This is a genomic window from Runella defluvii (assembly GCF_014195535.1).
Lineage (GTDB): Bacteria > Bacteroidota > Bacteroidia > Cytophagales > Spirosomataceae > Runella > Runella defluvii.
This window is the reverse complement of the sequence record NZ_JACIBY010000002.1, coordinates 71,126-94,980: the sequence shown is the minus strand read 5'-3', so window position 1 is coordinate 94,980 and position 23,855 is coordinate 71,126. Positions and strand designations below refer to the sequence as shown.

Genomic DNA, 23,855 nt, shown 5'->3' with positions numbered 1-23,855 from the left:
GGTTTTAACTACGAATACTTTAAGTGCTAAAGCACAAGTTATCCGTTCAATCCGTCTCATCCGCGTGCCATCAACGACGATTTTAGCCTACGGATGACTCGGATACAGTAATTAGGGCGCCAGAGAAGTTAAATGAAAAATAGGAGGAGAAATAACTGCTCTATTGACAGCCTTTTATTTCGGCCAGAAACGTACTCGCTTTTTCGGCAGAAAAGCCAGGGAGTAAGGTGATGGAGTTGCCTGCTTCATAGACGACGTTGGCATTGGGCGTAAAACTGACATTGCCCACTTTTTTATTGGAAGTAAGGGTCGTGGATGCCTTGAATCGCTCCTTTTCGGTGACCACGTTGTAACCTACTGCTAGGGTATTGGTGGCTACCTTTACCGTAACGGTTTCTGTACCTCCCGTGCTGCAATTGGCTGAATAAGAAGTAGTAAGCGCAGGACTTACGGTGATTGACGCCCCCGTTTGTGGACTTGCGCCACCCAACCAAGTTACCGTACCCGCGCATCCACTCGCTGCCAGGGTGATGGACGTTCCTGGACAAATAGCGGGCCGCTCGGGTGAAATAGCAATGACCGCTGGGACAGTGCAGTTTTTAGAATCTCCCCAGATGCTCCAGCCCTTGCCCCCCGAGGCGACGGGGGTAGTAAGGAGCTTACGGGCCGTTTCTGCATCGCAGTACTTAAGATCTGAAGCGCCCATATTTCTATCTGTTACCGAGCCAGCCGCAAAAGCTTTGAGCGTAGCATCGTAGTTGGCCCCACTCATGCCGCAGTTATTCAAAAAGCCACCGAGGTCCACATTCGCATTGAGTTGACTACCCCAAGAAGCTAAACTTTGGTTAAAGGCACTACAACCAGAAAACATATAGCTCATATCAGTCACCTTTTCAGTATTAAAATTGCTTACTGATTGGTTAAAGGCACTACATTCAGAAAACATAAATCTAATATTGGTAACAGCTAAGGTATTAAAATTGCTTACTGATTGGTTAAAGGCACTACAATCAGCAAACATATAGCTCATATCAGTAACCTTTTCAGTGTTAAAATTGCTCACGGATTGGTTAAAGGCAGGACAACGATAAAACATATAACTCATATTAGTAACCGCGGTAGTATTAAAATTACTTAATGATTGGTTAAAGTTACTACAACCGAAAAACATATAACTCATATTAGTAACCATTTCAGTATTAAAATTACTCACTGATCGGTTAAATAAACTACAACCCATAAACATCCCACTCATATCTGTGACAGCAGCAGTATTAAAATTGCTTACTGATTGGTTAAAGGTTATACACCCCAAAAACATATAGTTCATATCAGTCACCTTTTCAGTATTAAAATTGCTCACTGATTGGTTAAAGGTATTACACCCCCAAAACATATTATTCATAAGAGTAACCTTTTCAGTATTAAAATTGCTCACTGATTGGTTAAAGGCATGACAATTATAAAACATACCACGCATATCGGTGACGGCAGCGGTATTAAAATTGCTCACCGATTGGTTAAAGACATTACACCCCCAAAACATATTATTCATATGAGTAACCTTTTCAGTGTTAAAACTGCTCACCGATTGATTAAAAGAGCTACAACCTTCAAACATACCACTCATATTGGTCACCTTTTCAGTATTAAAGTTACGTACTGATTGGTTGAAGGCACGACAAACAGCAAACATAAAGCTCATATTGGTCACCTTTTCAGTATTAAAATTGCTCACGGACTGGTTAAATAAACTACAATCTGAAAACATACTATTCATATTGGTAACGGCAGAGGTATTAAAATTGCTCACGGATTGGTTAAAGGCACTGCAACCTAAAAACATAGCACTCATATTGGTAACGGCAGAGGTATTAAAATTGCTCACGGATTGGTTAAATGAATTACAAAAAGCAAACATCCCACTCATATCAGTAACTGCTACGGTATTAAAATTACTCACTGATTGGTTAAAAGCACAACAAACAGCAAACATATAACTCATGTCCGTAACAGCAGCAAAGTTGGGGGTGTCAGTAGCCGTGAGTGTCATGTTTGAGCAGCCGTAAAAAGCCCTCTGCATACTAGTCCAAGCCACTGTACCCCATTGCTTTATTTCCATGAGGCGTTGGCGGTCTGTTCCGTAATTGATATTAATCCTTTGAAAATTAATGGGATTAATGCTTAGGTCGATGATGGCATTGGCAGGTAAGTTTGTGATGGTGAGCGCACTTCCGCTAAACGTCCCGCTTCCTGAGGCTGCGCCACCCACCTGCTGCCAAGTATAACTTACGGTGCCAGCGGTGGCTACGCCAAATGTCAAGGTCGTGGCAGTGCCGCCTGTTTTTGATAAATCCCAACGGGTAATGAAGGGGCTGTTTTGGGCTTGGGCAGGGTGCCACATGGTTCCCCAAGCAAGGAAAGAAATAACGATAAGTTGGAGGAAAGTTTTAGGCATAAAATGACTTTTTTCGAGAGAATACTTACAAATGTAGAAAAACGTAGGTTTTAACTACGAATACTTTAAGTGCTAAAGCACAAGTTATCCGTTCAATCCGTCTCATTCGCGTGCCATCAACGACGATTTTAGCCCAGGGATAGCTCAGATTTGCCACAGTTTTTAGGAATGTAACAATCTTCGGCTGAATGAGAAGGATAAAAAAAAATGGGACTGGTTGTAAGCAACCAGCCCCACGGCAAAAACGGTTAATAATGAAAAAAACTATTGCCCCGAGTTAAACTGGAGCCATTCTACGCCAAACAAACCATTGCCTTCGGGCACCGATTTGGTGGTCGTGAAAACCAAATATAAATTGTGTACTTTGTTGTCAGGCTTGCGGAGCGATAACGTTACAGCCCCCATTTGACTGTTCGATACTTCGGTCTGACCAATCAACGCCCCCGTTGGACTATCCAAACGTACTTCGATGGTGCCGCCTACGGTGCGGTCAGGAGTGGCATACACCATGCACGATAAACTGCTGACATCGGTCAAATCCACGTCTTTGTAAAGTGCGTAGCTACCATTTTTCACTGGAGCCAATACTTCCGATTTTGTCGGAAGCTCAACCGTCGTCGCGTCTTTGGCTTCGTCGTTCCAAGTTGCTTTCAATTTGGCAGGACGCAAGGCCACCGTGCTTGTAGAAGTCTGAGGACCAACGACAGGATTTCCTTTGTCGGTGTAGCTGGCCCTGAAAATATACGAACCTTCTTTTTGTTTAGCCGCTGTTACGTACTCGCCTTTCACAGGTTTTTTGTCGGGGCCTTTTTCGTTGCCCAACGACATGATGTACTTCACGATTTCTTTGGCTTCTTCTTTCTTGATTTGAGGGTGGGCGCTCATGGCTTGTTCGCCCCATACGCCACCACCACCGTTGATGATTTTATCGGCTAAACGGCTTTCAATATCGCGCGCACCTTTGTATTTTTTGGCTACGTCGCGGTAAGCAGGGCCAATCGACTTCTTCACTACGTCGTGGCAGGCTTTACAATCCGACAAATCCATCAAGCGTTTGCCCGTCGCTACGCCCAAATTGGCTTGGTGGCCTTGTGCCAAAATCGTTTTGTCAAAGCCTTCCAAGTAATCCACCGTTACGGTGACATCCTCTGGATTGATTTTTTGATTGGCCAAACTGCCGTCTTCTTTGTCCGAAACTTTCACTTCGTAAGCAACGGGTTTGTTTTCCCAGTAAAACGATTTGTTTCCTGCCAATGCCACTTCTACTTTAGGAGGTTCGTTTCCTACTTTTACCTCTACGCTGCTGCTACGTGCGTTGCCTTTGCTATCGGTTACTTTGAGAGTAGCGGTGTAAATGCCTGGTTTTGTGTAGGTAAATGTTGGGTTAGCCACGGTACTTTTGGGCAAACCTTTTCCAAACGTCCACTCGTATTTGAGGGCATCACCGTCGTAATCCACCGTTCCTTTCGACGAAAACTCGGCTTTCATGGGCGCTGCACCCGCTTTTTTCTGCACACTTGCCACGGCCAACGGCTTACGATTGCCCGCGTTGTAGGTGATGCGCGACAAGCGCGAGTCGTCGTTTTGGGCAAACCAAGTGTTACCGTATTCGAGTACGTACAACGAGCCGTCCACCGCAAACTGCATGTCGATAGGGTGGCTAAACTTGGTGTTAGGCATAAACTCTTCCATTTGCACAAAGTCGCCGTCTTTGGTCATGGTCACGGGGTGAATCCAGTCGCGAATCCATTCGTAAGCAAACAGCTTGCCGTCGTAGTGACGAGGGAATTTTACGTTGGTTTCTGGATAATCGTCGTAGTAGTAAACAGGCCCTGCCATGGCATTACGACCTCCTTTTCCTACGATTGGGCCAAACTCAGGTGAGTCGGCGTAGGGGTAAAAAATGAACGCTTTTTGTGCAGGAGGCAATTCGGTGATACCTGTGTTGTGGGGAGAATCGTTGATGGGCTTGAGCGGGTCAAAACGTTCACCCGATACTTTGGTGCCCATGTCATAGCGATTATAAGGACGGTTGTCGCCAATAAAAAGAGGATAGCCAAAATACCCTGCTTTACGGGCTTGGTTTACTTCATCATAGCCTCGCGACCCACGTGTTGGGCTGTCGTTGCCTGCGTCAGGGCCTACGTCACCCCAGTACAAATAATTGGTGCGTTGGTCCACCGAAATACGGTACGGGTTACGTGTTCCCATGGTATAAATCTCTGGACGAGTTTTGGCTGTACCTACGGGGAATAAGTTACCCGCTGGAATGTCATACCCACCTTCAGGACGAGGCTTGATACGAAGTACTTTACCGCGCAAGTCGTTGGTGTTAGAAGACGTTGAGCGGCCGTCCCAATTGGCGCGACCAGGGCGACCATCGAGAGCGCCGTAGCCTTCGTTGCCAAACGGATTGATGTCATCTCCCGTTGAAAGGTACAAATTTCCTTGTTTGTCCCACGCAATCGACCCACCCGTGTGGCAGCAGTCGGTACGTTTGACGGGCACGCGCAACAAGACCTGTTCGGTGCTAGGCAGGAGCGTATCTTTTTCGGTATCGTACTTCATACGAACCAATCGCTGCGAAGTATCTGCTTCGGTCGATACGGGCGAATAGTACAGATAGACCCATTTGTTCTCTTTAAAATTGGGGTCTAGGTTGATACCCATCAAGCCGTATTCTTGCAGAATGTACACAGGTAGGTTGGCTACTACTTTGTACGAATTCGGTTTTTTGGGGTTGAACAATTTTACTTTCCCTTTGCGCTCGGTTAAGAGCACGCGCTGGTCTTCCAGTACTACAAGCTCAGTGGGTTCGTCGAGCTTTTCAAGTAGAATGTTTTTGGTAAAGCGGTTTTCCTCAGGGGGAGTGGAGGTTTGCCCCATCACTGAGGGCGACATCGCTGTTAGGAGCAAGCAAGCAGCCAGTGCCAATGATGACTTAGACCCAAAAAATGGCTTCATAATGTAGTTTAAAATGAAAATTTGTATTGTGTTACCTTATAAAGTACGGCTATCGAATAAACTAATTTGCTGACTTACAAGTTTTATGAATTAATAAGAAATTGTATATAGTACGATGTAGGAAGTAAAATGAACTATCGAAAAAAATAATTCGTTCTTTTCTTGCACGGTTCATACAATTTAACCGATATTTGTCACGTTTTTTTTCAAAAACAAAATCACAAAAGTGGCCAAAACGCTCTCACATACTCGCTGCGCACATACTACGCCATTTATTTGTAGGTCCGAAAGGACACAATGATACCCGTTTGCCTATGTGGTAAACATACTTCGCACTTTCCCCAAAAATCATCAATTTTCAACACCAAAGCGGATTATTTGTCTCCGCAGAGGATTTAATCCTGACTAAACGACAATGTCAAACATCGAAATCGTATCTGACCAATACATTGTAGAAACAGCCGAAGAAAAACATTTTGACCTCGCCGAAACCATCTGCAAAGAGATGGAAGAAAGCGCCAAACAACGCGGAACAGGGATTGCCAAACGCTCTCCTGTTTACATCCGCGAAAAAATGGCCGAAGGTAAGGCAATCATCGCCACTACGCTTTTGGGCGAGTGGGTTGGTTTTTGCTACATCGAAACCTGGGAACATGGCAAATTTGTGGCTAACTCGGGGCTTATCGTTCACCCTGATCACCGTAAGAGTGGCATCGCAAAGGCCATCAAGCGCAAAGCATTTGAGTTGTCGCGCGTGAAATATCCTGAAGCAAAAATCATTGGTATCACTACGAGCCTAGCCGTGATGAAAATCAACTCGGATTTGGGCTACGAGCCAGTCACTTTTAGTGAGTTACCAGCGGATGATGCTTTCTGGAAAGGCTGTTCTAGCTGCGTAAACTATGACGTACTGACGCGTACCAACCGTAAAAACTGTTTGTGTACGGGAATGATGTACGACCCGCATGTAGCCCATAAAAGTGGGAAAAAAGCACCTTGGGATTTCTTGAAAGAGTCGAAGTTATACGAACGTTGGATGCGTCTCAAACAACGCGTGTTGCTACAACGCGAAATCAGAGAAGCAAAAGCACGTCATCGTCAACAAGAATTAGAAGTAGCGTAGGAAAAGCCTACCTTGCATACTAACCCGCTGGCGTTAAGGTCAGCGGGTTTATTTTTTTAGTAACCTTCCTTAGATTATCTTAACTTTGCGGCAACTAATTGTATTTACCACCGATGTCAGAAAAAAAGAAAGTTGTTTTAGCATTTAGTGGAGGTCTTGATACCTCGTTTTGTGTCAAATATTTGTCAGAAGACAAAGGCTACGAAGTTCATTCGGTATTGGTCGATACTGGAGGTTTTTCGGACGAAGAACTGAAGGCCATCGAAGCTCGTGCGTATTCGTTGGGTGTAAAGTCGCACGCGACTATCTCAAAAACAGCGGCTTACTACGACGAGTGTATCAAATACTTGATTTTTGGAAATATTCTGAAAAATAACACGTACCCACTTTCGGTGAGTGCCGAGCGTATTTTTCAGGCGATTGCAGCGGCTGAGTTTGCCAAAGAAATTGGCGCAGCAGCCATTGCCCACGGAAGTACAGGCGCAGGAAACGACCAAGTACGTTTCGACATGGCGTTCCGCATCATCATGCCTGAAGCCGAAATCATCACTCCGATTCGCGATATGCGCCTTTCACGCGAAGCCGAAATCGAATACTTAAAGTCAAAAGGAGTTGATCAAGAATGGCATAAAGCAGCGTATTCTATCAATAAAGGTTTGTGGGGAACATCGGTAGGTGGAAAAGAAACCTTGACGTCAAATAACTACTTGCCAGAAAGCGCCTTCCCAACGCAAGTAAGCAAAACCGAGGCCGAACGTGTTACGTTGGGCTTTGAAAAAGGTGAACTTTGCTCACTTAATGGCGAAGCGATGAGTGCGGTAGAAGTGATTCAAAAATTGACCGAAATCGCCGCACCTTTCGGTATCGGACGCGACATCCACGTGGGTGACACCATCATTGGTATCAAAGGACGCGTTGGTTTTGAAGCAGCCGCGCCGTTGGTGATTATCAAAGCGCACCATACGTTGGAAAAACACGTATTGAGCGAGCAACAATTGTATTGGAAAGAACAATTGGCCAACTGGTACGGAAGTCTGTTGCACAAAGGCCAGTTTATGGAGCCTGTGATGCGCAACATCGAGACATTCTTGGCCGATACTCAAGCGCACGTTTCGGGATTGGTACACATTCATTTGGCACCGTACCGTTTCCACGTTGAAGGCATTGAATCAACATACGATTTGATGTCGTCGGTGTTTGGTAGCTATGGCGAAATGAACAACGCTTGGACTGGCGATGACGTTCGTGGTTTTGCCAAAGTAGCGTCAAACCAAGTGATGATTTATCAGAAAATTAGTGAGTTGAATCAGTAATTCGTTGTCTGTTAATTGTTATCTGTTATCAGTAGTGAACAACTAATAACAGATAACAATTAACGGATAACGAAAATCTCAAGGGCCGCATGAGAAAAGCTTTACCCTTTATAATCGCGTTTTTGTTGGTGGTGTTGGAGAGTAGGGCCCAAAACGAAGGGTGGGCTATCTGTAACAGCGGTGCTAATTTGTACTTCAAAATAGTAGGAAGTGGCAATCCCGTTCTCGTCGTTAGTGACGTGGGAAATTCTTCGAGCTACTTAAAAGAACTCGTCCAAAAGCTATCGGAAACCAACCGTGTTGTCTTCTACGACCCGCGCGCAACGGGCAAAAGCCGTTTTCCATACATTAGTGATTCTACGGTCAATTTCAACAAAGCCGTGGCCGACATTGAAGCCCTCCGAATGGTATTGCGTATCCCGAAATGGTCGGTGATGGCGCACGGTTTTGGGGCTAAAATTGCCTGTGCGTACGCGTCGCAAGCGGGTTCGCATTTGGGGCAGCTTATTCTTGTGAATCCCGTGTCGATGACAACCTTACCCAATAGCTCAGATGTGTATTTTGACACGCACGAGGACTACGGTTTTTCGGGAATGCTGTCGCAAGAAGTCATCAATCGGCGATTTGAAAAACTACAACAGCATCTTCAGACAATTTCGCCCGATTCGGTGGCACGCGCCAAAGCCATCATGGGTTTTCAGGCCGCCACTTACGTACACGATACCCTTCACGAGCCCATAGCGGCAGGGTTTTTGTACGAAAAAATTCAGAATATCGACGTAAAGAGCAGGGTAAGTAGTAAATTTGTTCCTAATCCGTTTGATTGTGTTACCAGCATTCGTCAGCGCGGAATCCCCGTCATGGTGGTATTGTCGCGACAACGCTTTAATCTCAGTGGATTGGTGAATTATTGGAAAAAAGCGCTGCCTGCGGCCTCTATTGCGGTGATTGACCGAGCGCATCACTTTCCTTGGTTGGACAATCCTGCGGTGTTTTACGCAAAAGTAAATACGTTCTTACAATCATTTATCCCCGAAACGAATGTCATCGTCGCCCAAAAAAAAGTTAGTCGTCCTGTCAGGCGCGGGTATCAGCGCCGAAAGCGGTATTAAAACCTTTCGCGATTCGGATGGATTGTGGGAGGGCTATAGCATTGAGGACGTGGCCACGCCCGAGGGCTGGCGCAAAAACCCGCAGTTAGTACTTGATTTTTACAACGAACGCCGCAAACAGGCGCTTTCCGTCGAGCCAAATGCGGCTCATTTGATTTTGGCTGAATTAGAGCAACATTTTGACGTTCAGATTATTACCCAAAACGTCGATAATTTGCACGAAAAAGCAGGTTCAACCAAAGTGCTCCACTTACACGGAGAGTTGTTTCAATCGCGCAGTACGAAAAACCCCCGTTTGGTGTATGATATGAAAGGGTGGGAGCTGAACTTGGGCGATAAATGCGAGCTTGGAAGCCAACTACGACCCAATATCGTGTGGTTTCATGAAGAAGTGCCTATGATGGAACCCGCCGTTGAACTGACTGAGCAAGCAGATATTTTTGTGGTGGTTGGTACGTCGTTGGTGGTATATCCTGCGGCGGGCTTGGTGTACTACGTTCGTCCCCGTGTGCCGATTTTTGTGGTTGACCCCAAAACGCCAGAGTTGGCTGGGAGTACCAAGTACGTCACGTTTATTCCCGAAAAAGCAACGGTGGGTATGGAGCTGTTGAAAGAGACGTTGTTGAGGGAGTACGTTTAGGAAGGGGGTATGAAACTTTGCAGGTGACTATGCAAAGTTAAACACATAGGCCACATAGAATTTTCACATAGCACACAAATCTATTGTTTACTATGTGTTTTAAAAGAAATACTACCCAATCCTGCATTTATTCGTACACCCTTTGGGAATGAGCAAAAGCAATGCGAATGAATGTTTTGTATTATGCAGATGTTACAAAACTGGAGAAATTTGTGATAACTGAACAGAGAATGAAAGCCGAACGAAAGACATTAAAAAGTACTGCCCGAAAAATTTTGACTGACAAGAAGATAATTCAAGCCAAAGGCATGGAAAGGGCTGCTAGCGAAGATGGAATCAAATTTGTCAAACCTTTCTCCATTACATCTCTATAAAATCCTTTATTAGAGCGTTTTGAATCAGATTTTCGATTTTTACGCTCTTACCTCAAATAAATCGGAGGTATAAAATCTGCAAAAGAATTATCAATTATACAAAATGCAACTTTTAGACGGTAAGGCCCTGTCGGCGCAGGTAAAAGCCGAAATCAAAGTAGAAGTGGATAAAATCAAAGCGGAAGGCGGAAAAACGCCTCATTTGGCGGCGATTTTGGTAGGAAACAACGGCGCAAGCGAAACCTACGTAGCGTCAAAAATCAAAAGCTGCGAAGAAGTTGGGTTTAAGTCAACGCTTGTGCGTTTGCCCGACACTACTTCAGAAGCGGAGGTTCTATCACACATCGAAGCTCTCAACAACGACGCAGACATCGACGGTTTTATCGTACAGTTGCCGCTTCCTTCTCACATTTCTGAAAACACCGTGATGGAAGCAGTAGCCCCTGAAAAAGACGTGGACGGCTTTCACCCCATCAACGTGGGTCGTATGTGCAAAGGCTTGCCTGCGTACATTTCGGCTACCCCGTTTGGGATTTTGGAAATGCTAAAACGCTACAACATCGACACCGCTGGCAAGCATTGCGTAGTAGTAGGACGTAGCCAGATTGTGGGGCTTCCGATGAGTATTTTGATGCAACGAAATACCGCCCCAGGCAACGCTACCGTGACGATTTGTCACAGCCGTACGCACAACTTAAAAGAGGTTTGCCAGAGTGCCGACATCTTGATTGCGGCCTTAGGACGCCCCGAGTTTATCACCGCTGACTACGTAAAAGAAGGCGCGGTTGTGATTGACGTGGGTATCACCCGCGTGGTGGACGAATCCAAAAAAAGCGGGTTTGCCATTAAAGGTGACGTTAAGTTTGACGAAGTAGCGCCCAAATCAAGCTACATTACCCCTGTCCCAGGAGGAGTAGGACTCATGACCATCTGTGGCTTGATGACGAACACGCTTTTAGCCTCGAAGAAGGCTATTTTTAAATAGGGGATTTGGTTATCCGTTAACTATTATTTGCCATCAATACGAATAACGGTTAACAGATAACCAATAACTTTACCTAGCTAGGCATATAATTCAAATCGTTATTACGCTTGAGTTTGATGATACCCGTTGCGTTCAGGAATAAAATGAACGGATAGGTAGGGTCAAACTCATGCCATTTTACGCCAAAATTGGCCCTTCCACCCAATTTGTGGTGGTTGTTGTGATACGATTCTCCCATCATCAAAAAGTCGAATGGAAGCAGGTTTTTGGCCGTATCGTTTACTTTGAAATTGGTATAACCGTACTTGTGCGCGTACCAGTTGATGATAACTCCGTGCACAGGCCCCATCAAAAAGTGAATGGGCAACAGCAAAAACATCCACCAAGCCGTCGCAAATTTGATGTAAAATAGCGTGTACAAGACTCCCCAACCAATACGAATAATCCAATAATCCCCGAGGCGCTCCATAAACTGCCAGTGAGGAACATCCTTTTTAAACTTGGCAGGAATTTGGTCCTCGCGGTGTAAAATGTTGTTGTAATAATTCTTGGTTTTCCACATCATATCAAAAAGACTCGACGAAAAACTCGGCGAATGAGGGTCTTCTTCGGTGTCGGCATAGGCGTGGTGAAGGCGGTGCATTACCCCATACGCGTACGGACTCAAAAACGAAGAACCTTGAAAAATAAAGGTAAGTGTGTAAAAGAATTTTTCCCAAAACGGGCTCATTGTGAACATTTTATGGGCGGCATAACGGTGCAAGAAGAAGGTTTGCATCAAAAGAGACAAATACCAGTGGGCTACAAAAAAAACAAGAATATACATAAACGGAGAAAATGAATTGTGACTATACTACCACAAAAGTATCGGTCGGGTTTGGAAGAAAAGATGAGAAAAATCAGGTTTCTTTGTTTTTTAAAACATCATAGAAAATGACATTTAACGATTTTAAACAAAGTCTCTCGCTCTCAGGGCCATCGTCGGATTGTCCTATTTTAGTAAAAGCTCTATGGTACGACGCCAAAGGGCAGTGGGATGAAGCACACGATATAGCTCAGTCGCGTGAAGGCACGCGCGACTACGACCGCTTGCACGCGTATTTGCACCGCAAAGAAGGCGACCAATGGAACGCAGGCTACTGGTACCGCCGTGCCCGTGCCGAAATGCCTTCGTATTCGTTGGAACAAGAATGGGAAGAATTGGTAAAAATGTGGCTGTGATTTTGAATGTCGAGGGTAGAAGGGAGAGTGTCGAATGTGTTTCTGGTTGCTCACAACCAGAAGACGCGACGTTGTAGGTAAATGCAAGTAAAAAAATACTTTTGGAGAACAGAATCTATTGACCCACTTTTTACTATTCTTTTTCCTATGAAGTCTTTCTTTTTTGTTTTGCTGTTGTTGTCGGCATCTTTCTCAGGGTTTTCTCAAGATAAAATAGGGATTGTCAAACACAACCACATCGCACTTCAAGTGGCCGATTTGCAGGCGAGTGCGAAGTTTTATGGGGAAGTGTTGCAATTGGAACGCATTGAAGTGCCTGACAATTTAAAGGCGATTCGGGCGTGGTTTAAAATTGGCACTGACCAACAAATTCACCTGTTGGCTGGACGTACACAGCCCGTAGTCAACGACCGAAATGGTAGTCATTTTGCGATTTTTGTGGCTTCCATGGAAAAAGCAGAAGCGTACCTAACTCGCCTAAAACTCCCTTTTCACAAACAAACACGTTTTGACGGAGTCATTCAAATCTACGTTCCTGATCCCGATGGGTATTTGGTCGAACTCAACGAGTGGAAACCTTAACGAGTGTCGAAGGTAGAATATCGAGTGCAGAGGGTTGCTTACAACCCGATTGAGCGCCAAGTGTGCTTCATATTTCGTTGAATTTGTTTCAGGTTTTGAGAAACCTGAAACAAATTCAACGAAATATGAAGCACGTTACAGCTTATTTCCTCGCATAATGTGCCGCAGGTTGTGAGCAACCTGCGTTTAAGTTTATCTGTTACTTCCTCGCATAAAAATACAAGTTAACTGACGGAACATTTCGTCGCTCGCTGAGGGTAAAATAACCTTTGTTGTTTAAGTCAAAACAAACTGCTTCGCCTTGAGGCTCAAAGATATACGGCAAGCTTTTGGTAGGGGCGCGAAGCAGCACTTCGCCTACAGTTTCGGTGGCTTTGCGTTTCCAATAATAAATGGCAGTATAGCCTCGAACGATAACTTCAGTACCAATCGTTGAAATTGCACCGCCTGTCAAATCAGCTCCGACGGTCATTTCTCCCACTTTTTCGGCAGTGATAACTTCCGTCGTAGATTGAGGGTAAGCCAAGCGATACACACGGGCGTTGGTGAGCCATTTGGTGACGACGTAAATGTCTTTTGTCAAAGGGTCAAGCAACAGCGTTTCGGAGTCATAAGCCCCGTCGGGAAAGCGAAAACGAATCCAATCAAAATTGGTAATTTTAGAGGTTAACGTGCTAGGCTCTGGAAAACGGTAGATTTGTTTGATGTCCCGAACGTTGGAGTTATCTCCAATATCAGCCAGATAAATGTACGACTCATTGGCATCGGGGCCTGGGCCAACGGCCATGTCTTCCCAGTCATAATTGATAAAAGGAGTGGTATAATTTGCCACAATTTTACCTTGACGGTCAAGTAGATAAATGCGGTCAGGCGAGCCAGCATCTTCGTGCGTCCAGAGAAAACCAGCTTGTTTTTTACTGTCGGCCAAGCCTGAAGCCTCGTCAAGTTCATCGGCGGGAGAAACAGCATGAGCGGTCGGGGTTCCTGAAAAATTCTCAGACAACTCCGTAGGTTCACCAGGAGTTGGGGTCGGTTTTTCACACGATACTACTAAAAAGGCGCAGATACTTACCAAATAACAAAGTTTATTCACGGCAATTGTTTTCAAAGTTTTGTAATAATCAGCTCCACGCGGCGGTTGAGCTGACGAGTTTCTTCGCGGTTGTTATTGGCAATTGGCCTACTGGAACCAAAGCCTTTGCCCGTAATTCGACTGGGGGAAATGCCTTTTTTAACCAAAAAAGCCTTCACTACTTCCACCCGCTGACGAGAAAGGGCTAGGTTTAAATCAAAATCCCCTCGGTTGTCGGTATGGCCTTGGAGCTCGATATTGGCCGTTGGGTGTTCTTGCATAAATTTGAACAAATTCTCCAATTCCGCATTCGACTCAGGCAGTAATTCGGGCTTGCTTTGGGCAAAACGCAGGTTCTGCAATACAATCGCTTTCCCAACAGAAACGTTTTTGTTGTCTAATGAAGTATAGTTTTTGGGAGGTTCAGGCGTATTTTCTTTGGGGACTTCCTTGGGTAGAGGCGGAGAAACCACGGGCTGGGGGGCAACGGGAGTAGGGGTATTTACCACCAAAGGCTGGCTGATTTTTTCTTCAAGTAGTTGAAAATCACGCTTGATGCTAGCAGGGTCAACCACGTAGTCGTACAATTTAATCATTGCTACAGCTCCGTCACTGGCTTCGTCTTTGACGATAAGGTCATCAAAGAAAAAGTTGAGCATACCGTCTTCGTCGATGATGCCTTGGGAAAAACGGTCAGTAAATTCAACTTTCGACTCCCCGTCCACGTACATTTTAAGCTGGTTCGTTCTGGCATCCCGCGCTACCACGTAGTGGGTATATTCGTTGGGGTTGACGGGGGCTTTGGTTCCGGTCGCGAAATTGTAAAAATTGAGTTTGCCGTAGAAAATATAGCAGCCATTGTCAGATTTACGATTTTTAAAATCAATGACTCGTTTCCAGCTGTCTAAGGAGGTAAATCGGAAGTAAATCTCAATGGTATATGAACCGCTCAGGAAACCATTGGCGGCACGGTTGTCAAACTGTAAACCACAGTTTCGGTCGAATACATAAACGGTACGTTGGAGGTTTTTGAGTTCGGGAAGTTTTTCGTTTTGAAATGTGCCTTCTTGACCCAACACCTTGAGTTTCGGGAGCTTGCCCGATTCTTCTTCAAACGAGTTTTCAAAACGATAAACGGCAGTCCTCTGAGCTTGCACGCTCGACAGCAACGCAACAATACACCATAAACACAGGATAGTGAAACGCATGGGCTAGAGTGGAAAGGGTGAATACTATGCCAAAAGTAGTGAAATTGATTCAGACTTTTCAGAGCCTTTCTATCTCCTCTTGGGTCAGCCCTGTTGATTTTAGAATGATTTCAATGGGGAGGCCATTATGTTTTAATTCGCGGGCAATTGCTTTTTTCTCGTCTTTGCGAACCCTTTCTTCTTCGTCTATTTGCATCGTCCACAACATACTAGCTTCATACCTTAGATTTTCGATGTGTTTATGGTAGTTGAGGCGTTCTTCTTCATTAAGGTTATCAACTCTCCAGAGTTCTTTGGCTTTCGAGATTCCTTTGGCTTTAAATTCGTCTTTGATTTCGTTGTTTTTAAAGTAATAAATCCATTCATCTAGTGAATCTTTGGCCACGTTATTGAACTGATTTACTTTTAAAACGTAATACTCGGGAAAAATTTGGTATGGTTCTATTTTTCCAAGAATTTCAATTTGTTTGTCCGAAAGCCTTAATCTGTCAGAAGTATGAATGCCTAGAAAGTCGGTTTTCCCATGATAGACGTAGTCGTTACCTTGGCCTAGATCAAAATAGACGATATTGATGGAATAAACTTTTTTGATGTTTTTGTAAGGTTCCCCGACAGAAATATAATCAGTAATCACTTTGGAGGTGCCGTAAGCCATTCGATGAAAATAATCGTATTCATTTTGGTTCTGGATTTCTACAATCACTAGCTCTTCTTTGGCATTTTTAATAAGTATATCGACTCGATTAAACTTATCAGAATCAATGCGTTGATTGCTTTCGCTCTCCAGAATAGTCTGAATCACAATATCTTCTTTGAACAATTCTGAAAGAAAGCCTTCCAGTACAGAGTAATCAGCTTTGTTCCTCAACAATCGCTTTATAGCCCAATCAAATCGTATTAAATTTCGGTTGTTCATTGTTTTGGTTTTTAAATTTTTGCCCTATTTCTGAATCTCCCCCTTCCACTGAAATCGCGAATCAAAAACCATTGGAGTTGTGTTGGTTACGCTGATTCGTTGCGTATCTGGGTGGTGGGGGTTGATGAGATAGTTAAATTCTTGCGGGACAATACTACTTGGAACTTTGAGCACTGCCGCTTCGCTGTCGAATACAAAATCGTCGCCAATTGTTTGGGTCGTGAGGGTAGGGGGCTTTGCGTTCCAGTCGTCGGGTAAGTCGTTGAGGATTACTTCCAAAATAGGTAGGTCGTCGGGAATGTCAATTTCGACGTAATATCTATCTAGTGGCAAGTCCTCGCTCAAATCGAGGTGAACGGAAACTTCCAAGGTCGCCAAGGCACGACTTTCGGCAGTATATACCAATCGGGTATGCAAACTATTCCATCGGTAGCCTTTGGTCATGGAAGCACCTATACCTAACAAAGTGGTTTTTAAGTATTTTTCTCGTTCAATCCTATAAACTTTCATTAGGCAAAATTTCCAAACTCAATTCGGTTGAGGCAAAAAGTTACTTCATCAATTCCTGTAACAGTATCTAATAAACTTTCGGGGGTGTGTCCACCAAGAGATAGGTTAGGTTTTTTTAACCAACGCTGAAATTTATCTTCCTCATTGTTAAATACTTCCAGTCCAAAATCAATCAGCTCAGTGATGAGGACGATTAATTCACTGTCGCGAGTGTCGAGCAACGAATGTTCGCTTTTTTTCTTGTTGTAGGTGGTTTGCGGCATTCCCACAATGGAGAGCACGGCCTTTACGGGGCGATTTAAGCGTTTGCTGATGAGTTCAATGCTATCGTACGGAATCCCACGTCGGATGATTCCTACTCGTTCCATCTTGTTACTCCAAGTATATTTTTTGCCTTCTGATTCAATCACCCATTTTTGGTGAGTTGTTGCTGCTTCGGATGCCTTTTTTACACTTCTTTGAGTGTTAAATGGCAAAGTATTACTGATTTTGTGTGCCATTATGCAACATATTTGTTGTGAAGATATAACAAATAGGTTGTATCAGAAAGTTCTTTGCGCTTAATTTGATGTTTCAATTCAATCAATCTGCGATGAAACCTGCATCCACCCTCGAAGTGTGGCTACGTGGCCCACTCCCCGAAATTCCCGCTTTATTACAACCCGTGGCTCATGCACTTTTACAAGCCCGCGAAGAGGTGGAAAAAATAGCTGGAGGGTTTCCCAACGAAAAACTATGGGAACGACCCGTTGGGGTAGCCTCGGTAGGCTTTCATTTACAGCATCTTACGGGGGTATTAGACCGTCTTTTTACGTACGCGAAAGGCGAAATGCTCAGTCCATCGCAACTCGAATGGCTGGCCAATGAAGGAAAGCCGCAGGCTGGTCAAGCGTCGTTTGAGGAACTGTTTCAGCATTTTAGCCAGCAAATCGACAAAGCCCTTGCCCAACTGAGCGCTACCGATACTTCTACATTGTTGGAGGGTCGTGGCGTGGGGCGTGCTCAAATTCCTTCTACGGTATTGGGACTTCTTTTTCACGCTGCCGAGCACACCCAACGGCACGTCGGCCAACTACTCGTGACGGTGGCGGTGGTGGGTAGGAATGTCGAAGGCAAAGTGCAGAATGTCGATTTATAAAAATAGGATGATTCAGAAACAAATGCCCCCAATATGTAAATGTTCGACATTTTGCACTCGACATTCGACACTTTCAAGATAGCTTTAGGTGAAGAATTGGATAGGGTTTGCCCAAGCCATCGGTTTCGGAGCGGTTAATGATTTGGAAACCCATTTTCTGGTAAAAACCTACGGCTTGGGGGTTTTGCTCATTGACATCGACCCGTGTTACGCCTAGTTCATGGATGGCGTGTTGAACAAAAAACGACCCCAATCCTTGTCCGCGAGCATCGGGGTGAATAAAAAGCATTTCAAGTCCATCGCCGTGGACACCCATAAAACCCATAATAGCACCGTCGGTACTCCGAATACATTCTAAATGGACGGCTTTGAGGTATTCGTTGAGAATGAGGGGTTTGAAGTAGAGAATGTCAGATTCGGGTAAAAAATGATGGGTGGCGCGTACCGAAGCTTCCCACAACTCGGTGATTTCGACGTAATCGGTGACTGCGGCCATTTCAATGACGAGCGGCGTAGAAAATTGTGGCATAGGTTTCAAACGTAATTTTTATAAAAGTACATGGATTGGAATGTTCTTGTATTTTTGCAACTCATTTTTCTGTTCCTAACCACTTCTTCAACCTATTTTATAATGGGCCCGACAACCAACTCATTTCTATTTTGCCGTAGCGCTGCGCGTTTATTCTGTTTTCTTTTGCTGTTTGGCTCGGCCTCGCTGAAAGCGCAGTTGGCCGCTCCGTCGTTGAAAATTAGCTGGGAAATTGTGGAAAACAACCACAAAGGTAAAACGGCTTCGTTGACTTCGTTTACTTTTACAAATACGTCTAAAAAAGCGCTTCCCAAGTCAGGATGGAGTTTGTTTTTTAATAACGTTCGTACGATAGATACGACGGTTTCTCCCGATTTTACCATTCGGCATGTCAATGGTGATTTGTTTCAATTGATGCCTACGGCGGCGTTTCAGGGGCTAAAAGCGGGTGCTTCCACCACAATTTCGTTTATTTCTTCGGCTTGGGTAGTCAATTTTACCGACGCCCCCGCGGGCTTGTATTGGGTGTGGGAACAACAGCCCGAACGCGGCTATCCGCTAACCGATTATACCATAAAGCCTTCTACCCAACCGCGTCAATACCAGCGTTTTGCGGGAGATAAATTGGGGTTGATTACGCCCGAAATGATTTTTAATCAAAACAAAGCGACGGAGGAAATTGCCGAAAAAGAATTGCCTAAAATTCTCCCTAGTCCACAACAATACCGCGAACGAGGTGGGTCGTATGTCATTACTCCTCAAACCGTTTTGTCTGTGCCTGAGGCATTTCGCGATGAGGCGAGTTATTTGGGTAGCCAACTTGCGTCGATGCTAGGTTCGCCTTTGGCGTTTTCTACCGAAAAACAAACCACTGGAATTGTACTTAAACAAGAAACCATGCCTAACGAAGCGTACCGTTTGATGGTTAACCCGAGTGGAATCGAAATTACGGCGGGCGACCGAGCGGGGGCTTTTTACGGAATACAGTCGTTGTTGGCGTTATTGCCACCGTCGGCTTGGGGAAAAACGCAGTCAAGGTTGTCGGTCACAGGCGTAGAAATCAGTGACCAGCCGCGTTTTGGGCACCGTGCGATTATGCTCGACGTCGCTCGGAATTTTCACTCAAAAGCGCAAGTAATGAAGTTGCTCGACTTGATGTCTTCCTACAAACTCAACGTGCTACACTTGCATTTTTCGGACGACGAAGGTTGGCGTTTGGAGATTCCATCGTTACCCGAATTGACGCAAATTGGCGCCGTGCGCGGCCACGGAACCGACCCCCTCAAATTGCTTCAACCATCTTTTGGTTCAGGCCCTGATGCTTCACAGAACGCAGGTACGGGCTATTACAGTCGCCAAGATTTCTTGGAATTGCTGCGTTATGCCACCGCGCGTCACATCAAAGTCATTCCCGAAATCGAAGCCCCTGGGCACGCCCGGGCGGCTGTGGTGGCGATGAAAGCCCGCTACTCCCAAAAAATGGCTCAAGGGCAAAAAGAAGAAGCTGAAAAATACCTTCTGCACGACCCCGCCGACCGCTCAGTGTATCGTTCGGTACAGTCGTGGAACGATAACGTGATGAACGTGGCCATGCCGTCAACCTACCGCTTTTTGGAAAAAGTAACCGACGAAATCGTGGCGATGTATCGTGATGCCAACGCGCCTCTCGAAACCATTCACTACGGCGGCGATGAGGTACCAGGAGGCGTATGGACGCAATCGCCTGCGGTGCAGCAGTTGCGTCGTGACAATCCGAGTATTCAGTCAACCGACGACCTTTGGTATTATTTTTACGGAAAAGTAATAGACATTGCCCAAAAACGTGGTCTTTATGTCTATGGTTGGGAAGAAGTAGCGATGCGCAAAACCATGCTCGACGGTAAAAATCACGTCATACCCAATCCTGATTTTGTGGGAAAAGGGGTACAAGTGGATGTGTGGAATAATGTGTTGGGCTGGGGAGCCGAAGACTTGGCCTATCGCCTTGCCAATGCGGGCTACAAAGTGGTGCTTTCGTGCGTTACGCACCAGTATTTTGACATGGCCTATTACAAGTCGTTTGACGAGCCTGGGTATTATTGGGGCGCGTACACCGACGTTGACAAGCCCTTTTCGTTTATTCCGTACGATTATTTCAAAAATTCAAAAGAAGACCGCTTGGGCAATCCGCTCGACCGCTCGATTTTCAATGGGAAGGAACGCTTGACGGATTACGGGAAACAAAATATTGTAGGGATTCAAGGATTGCTGTGGAGCGAGACAGTCAATTCGCCCGAACGGATGGAGTACATGATGTTGCCAAAATTACTTGGAATGGCCGAACGGGCGTGGGCATTGTCGCCAACGTGGGCGGAGAAAAACGACGATAAAGCCTATCAAAAAGCGTGGTCAGTGTTTGCCAATCAACTCGGCAAACGCGAGCTTCCTCGTTTGGATTTTCGCGCGGGCGGGTATGCGTATCGGGTGCCAACGGCAGGGGCTGTGGTTGAAAACAACCAAGTAAAAGCCAACGTGCAACTCCCTGGACTGACGATTCGATACACCACCGATGGCTCCGAGCCTACAGCAACCAGTGCGGTGTATAGCCAGCCTTTACCCGTAAGCAAAACGATTAAAATGAAGGTGTTTACGTCCAATGGTCGCTCAAGCCGCACGGTAGAGGTGAATCCGTAGGAGGGGAAAATGATTTTTTACTTATTTTCATCAAAGTCTCCCATTAAATCCTGAAATGCAGTGGTAATAGCTTCTTTATAAGGGTTATCCTTTTTGATAATCAGAGAATTAAAGTAGGTTACATCCAGAAGCGGATCAATAAGCGAAATCATAATGATTAAAAAGCATTACGAGGCAGATTTTTTATGGTTAGGTAGGTGGAACAGCCTCAAGAATCTTGTTGGTTTCTCGGTAGCGCTCAGCCAATCGTCGTGAAACTTGTAAAGCTTTTTCATGCTTATCGGCTTTTGTTGAATTTTTTTTAGTTTCCATGATGAGAATGTTTTTACAAATTTACAACGGTTCTTATCTTCATCTACGAAAACGATTTTGTGGGAAGGGGTATTGTCAATCTATCAAAGGTAGTTAGCAGCCCCCCTAAACCCCCGCAGGCTCAAAATAGACCTTCATCAGTTGATGGGCGGCGAGGGTAGGCAGGGCGTAAGTAACGCCTTTGGTATCAGCGAATTCGACTAAAAAAACATCTTTGTCTAATACCTCTACAATAGTTCCTAACTCTCCTTTACGGAGATTGGTGTGGGGCAATGCTTCCGTCAATACCACCACATCTAATAATTCAAGGGTTTCCATGTCTTTTTTTGGTGGATTTTCTACCTCAATATCCACAACGTATAAGTCGCCATACTGGTTTGATTCCGTGAAATTAGCTTCATTTTTTAAAATAGATTGCAAAATAGCGTTTTTCAATTGTTGAAAATGCTCAATTGAGAACCCAAGTGCTGACTTAAATACCTTAGCTTTGTGTTTGCCAATGGGATGCGATTCTGATAAACAATAATCCATCAATTTTCGGTCGTCAATGAAGGCTCGATTAGCATTAAGCGGAGTCATGGAAGTAATGGTTTCGAACTCGATTTTGAAAATATAGATAAAATCTTGAAGGCTTTTTACTTCTCATTCAACCGCCTCACTCCCAAATACAACGGGTAGCTCAAAACCAAGAAAACCACGGCATATACACTGCTGCCAGGGTCTTGGAAACCTGCCCCAACTAGAAATGCCACCGAAGCAACGAGCACAATCCACGGCACGACGGGGAAGCCAGGGACTTTCCAAGGACGAGGGACGTTGGGTTCGGATTTGCGAAGGTACAACAGCGACGCAAAGCCCGAAGTATAGCCAATTACGAAGAAAAACGTAGCAATGTCGGAGAGTTTGCCACTGGCTTCTTTTCCGCTCAAAATAAACACAATGGCCATCGCGACCGACAGCGGCATGGCAATGCTGGGCGTACCTCCTGCATTGACCCGTGTTCCTTGGCGAATAAACAACCCATCGCGACTCATCGAATACAACACGCGAGGGTTAAACATCACTTGCGCATTGACAATCCCCAAAATCGAAATCATCAAGAAAAAGGTCACTATTTTGCCCGATTGTTCCCCAAAAATGAGCGTAATGGCGTCGGCAGCGGCGAGTTTGGATTGTTGGAGGGCAGGCATGGGTAAAATGTATAAAATGGCCGCGTTGACCAATAAATAAATCACGACAATGAGCAACAGCCCTCCAATCATCGACTTGGGTAAGTTACGCGCAGGGTCGGCGTCCTCTTCGGCAAAATAGGCCGCCGTGTGCCAGCCGTCGAACGTGTAAAAAATAGCCTGTAAAGCAAAAATCAACGACCCAATCATCGAACCTTTGGCGACGGCATTGGTGGTAGTTTCGACGACTTGGTCGGTAGAAACATCGTTGCCGTACACAAAACAAATCACCACAAAGCCAAATAACCCAACGGCTTTGGCCACACTCATGATTTCTTGGGCACGGCTGGCGGTGCGTAGCCCCACCCAGTGCAATAAACCCAACCCAATGAGAATGGCCGTGGCCATGTAGCTTTCATAACCCGCCGTGGAGGGGAGAAGTAAAGCGATGTATTCGCTCATGGTAAATGCCCCAAAGGCCGTAGCCGCCGAGGTGCCCAGCCAACTGTTGAACCCCACCACAAATCCTGCGTATCCTCCAAAAGCCCGCCGCGCATATACGTACCAAGCCCCTGCTTTTGGGAAAGTCACTCCTAACTCAATGGTACATAAGACTCCCAAAAGCGCATAAACACTTACCAGTATCCACACCCCCATGATGAGCCACGGGTCGCCAAGGGCTTGGGCAATGGGGCCTGGTTTTCGCAAAATTCCTGTGCCGATGGTTCCACCAATGGTGACGGCAATGCCGAAGCCTACGCCAAGAATTTTAAGCAGCTGATTGTCTTTGGATTGGGTGTCTGTTGATTGCATTTCAATTAGGTTTAGGAAATTCCTTTCATTATTGTCGATACAACGATGAAAAGGGGAGTGGGCAGCCGTTGCTAAATTGGTAAAAAAAGGCCAATAAGCCTAATTTTTGGCGTCTTTTGGCATTTGTGAGATACTACTTCTGTACAAATAATCATTATCTTTGATACGATGTCTATTCCTAAACCCCTTTATCATTATGGAAACTCTTCACCAGTTTTTAAACAGAATTGCCAATCTTAAAACCTTTTTTGTGCTTTTGGCGGCGTATGTTGTATTCCCTGGGTATATTTTAAAAAACGCCGAAGCCAACATCAATCAGTTTGCAGGGAAACCCATCGGACCTATTGACCTTACTTTTGGTTTAAATCCTTCCAAAACCCTAGAAATGGTGGCTGCGTATGGGGAGCAGGGGCGCGCCTATTACGCACAAGGGGAAATGACGATGGATGTCATTTATCCGATTGTTTATACTTTTTTATTCGCAGTTATTCTCACGCTATTGTTTCGAAATAAGCCATATACTCCTTTTCGGTATGTCAATTTGCTTCCTTTTCTCACAATGCTGTTCGATTTTATAGAAAATGTGTTTATTGTCATCTTGTTATACCGTTATCCTGAGCAGTCGATGATAGTGGCGGTATTGTGTGAAATAGCCAAATTGTTGAAGTGGTTATCGCTGGTTCCAGTAGTATTTGCAGTTCTGTACGGCCTTTTCAAAAAAATACGTATTCCTAATGCTTAAC

The 23,855-nt window shown here is 45.1% G+C and carries 23 protein-coding genes; 11 read left to right on the top strand and 12 right to left on the bottom strand.

What is annotated here, in order from left to right; all coding sequences use genetic code 11:
* Positions 1-160: 160 nt before the first annotated feature.
* A complete protein-coding gene (locus FHS57_RS05245) occupies positions 161-2,458 on the bottom strand; it encodes a BspA family leucine-rich repeat surface protein (RefSeq protein ID WP_183971845.1) in 2,298 nt (765 codons plus the stop codon).
* Positions 2,459-2,722: 264 nt separating this feature from the next.
* Positions 2,723-5,422, bottom strand: a complete 2,700-nt coding sequence (locus FHS57_RS05240; RefSeq protein WP_183971844.1) for a PQQ-dependent sugar dehydrogenase — start codon at positions 5,420-5,422, stop codon at positions 2,723-2,725.
* 415 nt (positions 5,423-5,837) lie between these two features.
* Here FHS57_RS05240 and FHS57_RS05235 point away from each other — a divergent pair, with 415 nt between their 5' ends.
* The 6 genes from FHS57_RS05235 to folD all read left to right on the top strand — a co-directional run bounded on the left by FHS57_RS05235 (position 5,838) and on the right by folD (position 10,969).
* Positions 5,838-6,545 (top strand): GNAT family N-acetyltransferase, encoded by a 708-nt coding sequence (locus tag FHS57_RS05235; protein WP_183971843.1) that lies wholly within the window; start codon positions 5,838-5,840, stop codon positions 6,543-6,545.
* 113 nt (positions 6,546-6,658) lie between these two features.
* Complete coding sequence (gene argG / locus FHS57_RS05230; protein ID WP_183971842.1) at positions 6,659-7,858, top strand: argininosuccinate synthase; 1,200 nt, start codon at positions 6,659-6,661, stop codon at positions 7,856-7,858.
* Positions 7,859-7,947: 89 nt separating this feature from the next.
* Positions 7,948-8,970 carry an alpha/beta fold hydrolase gene (locus tag FHS57_RS05225; RefSeq protein ID WP_183971841.1) on the top strand — a complete coding sequence of 341 codons (1,023 nt, stop codon included), beginning with the start codon at positions 7,948-7,950 and terminating at the stop codon, positions 8,968-8,970.
* Positions 8,900-9,610 (top strand): SIR2 family NAD-dependent protein deacylase, encoded by a 711-nt coding sequence (locus tag FHS57_RS05220; protein ID WP_183971840.1) that lies wholly within the window; start codon positions 8,900-8,902, stop codon positions 9,608-9,610. The genes FHS57_RS05225 and FHS57_RS05220 overlap by 71 nt, the downstream gene beginning before the upstream one ends.
* A 230-nt stretch (positions 9,611-9,840) precedes the next feature.
* Entirely contained in the window at positions 9,841-9,984 is a 144-nt protein-coding gene (locus FHS57_RS05215) for a hypothetical protein (protein ID WP_221225554.1), read from the top strand.
* 103 nt (positions 9,985-10,087) lie between these two features.
* Positions 10,088-10,969: a bifunctional methylenetetrahydrofolate dehydrogenase/methenyltetrahydrofolate cyclohydrolase FolD gene (folD, locus tag FHS57_RS05210; protein WP_183971838.1), complete on the top strand. Its 882-nt coding sequence runs from the start codon at positions 10,088-10,090 to the stop codon at positions 10,967-10,969.
* 73 nt (positions 10,970-11,042) lie between these two features.
* Here folD and FHS57_RS05205 read toward each other — a convergent pair whose 3' ends face one another.
* Positions 11,043-11,795: an acyl-CoA desaturase gene (locus tag FHS57_RS05205; RefSeq protein WP_183971837.1), complete on the bottom strand. Its 753-nt coding sequence runs from the start codon at positions 11,793-11,795 to the stop codon at positions 11,043-11,045.
* A gap of 107 nt (positions 11,796-11,902) precedes the next feature.
* Between FHS57_RS05205 and FHS57_RS05200 the strand changes: the two genes are divergently transcribed.
* The gene (locus FHS57_RS05200) at positions 11,903-12,190 is read left to right on the top strand and encodes a hypothetical protein (RefSeq protein WP_183971836.1); all 288 of its coding nucleotides are present in this window, start codon (positions 11,903-11,905) and stop codon (positions 12,188-12,190) included.
* Between the two features lie 147 nt (positions 12,191-12,337).
* A complete protein-coding gene (locus FHS57_RS05195) occupies positions 12,338-12,772 on the top strand; it encodes a VOC family protein (protein ID WP_183971835.1) in 435 nt (144 codons plus the stop codon).
* 199 nt (positions 12,773-12,971) lie between these two features.
* On the opposite strand, the gene FHS57_RS05190 is transcribed toward FHS57_RS05195, so the two are convergent.
* Genes FHS57_RS05190 through FHS57_RS05170 form a run of 5 tightly spaced genes read right to left on the bottom strand, consistent with a single transcriptional unit; the run spans position 12,972 to position 16,978 of the window.
* Positions 12,972-13,880 carry a YjiK family protein gene (locus tag FHS57_RS05190; RefSeq protein ID WP_183971834.1) on the bottom strand — a complete coding sequence of 303 codons (909 nt, stop codon included), beginning with the start codon at positions 13,878-13,880 and terminating at the stop codon, positions 12,972-12,974.
* Positions 13,877-15,052 (bottom strand): OmpA family protein, encoded by a 1,176-nt coding sequence (locus FHS57_RS31745; RefSeq protein WP_229601267.1) that lies wholly within the window; start codon positions 15,050-15,052, stop codon positions 13,877-13,879. The genes FHS57_RS05190 and FHS57_RS31745 overlap by 4 nt, the downstream gene beginning before the upstream one ends.
* Positions 15,053-15,110: 58 nt before the next feature.
* Positions 15,111-15,968: an Rpn family recombination-promoting nuclease/putative transposase gene (locus FHS57_RS05180; protein WP_183971833.1), complete on the bottom strand. Its 858-nt coding sequence runs from the start codon at positions 15,966-15,968 to the stop codon at positions 15,111-15,113.
* Between the two features lie 24 nt (positions 15,969-15,992).
* Positions 15,993-16,478 (bottom strand): RES family NAD+ phosphorylase, encoded by a 486-nt coding sequence (locus FHS57_RS05175; RefSeq protein ID WP_183971832.1) that lies wholly within the window; start codon positions 16,476-16,478, stop codon positions 15,993-15,995.
* Positions 16,478-16,978, bottom strand: coding sequence for an Xre family toxin-antitoxin system antitoxin (locus tag FHS57_RS05170; protein ID WP_183971831.1), 501 nt, complete (start codon positions 16,976-16,978; stop codon positions 16,478-16,480). The genes FHS57_RS05175 and FHS57_RS05170 overlap by 1 nt, the downstream gene beginning before the upstream one ends.
* Positions 16,979-17,070: 92 nt before the next feature.
* Here FHS57_RS05170 and FHS57_RS05165 point away from each other — a divergent pair, with 92 nt between their 5' ends.
* Positions 17,071-17,616: a DinB family protein gene (locus FHS57_RS05165; protein WP_183971830.1), complete on the top strand. Its 546-nt coding sequence runs from the start codon at positions 17,071-17,073 to the stop codon at positions 17,614-17,616.
* A 73-nt stretch (positions 17,617-17,689) separates the two neighbouring features.
* On the opposite strand, the gene FHS57_RS05160 is transcribed toward FHS57_RS05165, so the two are convergent.
* Positions 17,690-18,145 carry a GNAT family N-acetyltransferase gene (locus FHS57_RS05160; protein ID WP_229601266.1) on the bottom strand — a complete coding sequence of 152 codons (456 nt, stop codon included), beginning with the start codon at positions 18,143-18,145 and terminating at the stop codon, positions 17,690-17,692.
* Between the two features lie 102 nt (positions 18,146-18,247).
* Between FHS57_RS05160 and FHS57_RS05155 the strand changes: the two genes are divergently transcribed.
* On the top strand, positions 18,248-20,818 hold the full coding sequence (locus FHS57_RS05155) for a beta-N-acetylhexosaminidase (protein WP_183971829.1): 2,571 nt from the start codon (positions 18,248-18,250) through the stop codon (positions 20,816-20,818).
* A gap of 189 nt (positions 20,819-21,007) precedes the next feature.
* Here FHS57_RS05155 and FHS57_RS31960 read toward each other — a convergent pair whose 3' ends face one another.
* The 3 genes from FHS57_RS31960 to FHS57_RS05145 all read right to left on the bottom strand — a co-directional run bounded on the left by FHS57_RS31960 (position 21,008) and on the right by FHS57_RS05145 (position 23,112).
* Positions 21,008-21,130 (bottom strand): hypothetical protein, encoded by a 123-nt coding sequence (locus FHS57_RS31960; protein ID WP_262889933.1) that lies wholly within the window; start codon positions 21,128-21,130, stop codon positions 21,008-21,010.
* Positions 21,131-21,235: 105 nt separating this feature from the next.
* Positions 21,236-21,709: a DUF4926 domain-containing protein gene (locus tag FHS57_RS31740; protein ID WP_229601265.1), complete on the bottom strand. Its 474-nt coding sequence runs from the start codon at positions 21,707-21,709 to the stop codon at positions 21,236-21,238.
* Positions 21,710-21,765: 56 nt separating this feature from the next.
* Positions 21,766-23,112 (bottom strand): APC family permease, encoded by a 1,347-nt coding sequence (locus FHS57_RS05145; protein WP_183971828.1) that lies wholly within the window; start codon positions 23,110-23,112, stop codon positions 21,766-21,768.
* A gap of 196 nt (positions 23,113-23,308) precedes the next feature.
* On the opposite strand from FHS57_RS05145, the gene FHS57_RS05140 reads away from it, so the two are divergent.
* Entirely contained in the window at positions 23,309-23,854 is a 546-nt protein-coding gene (locus FHS57_RS05140; protein WP_183971827.1) for a hypothetical protein, read from the top strand.
* Position 23,855: the final 1 nt, after the last annotated feature.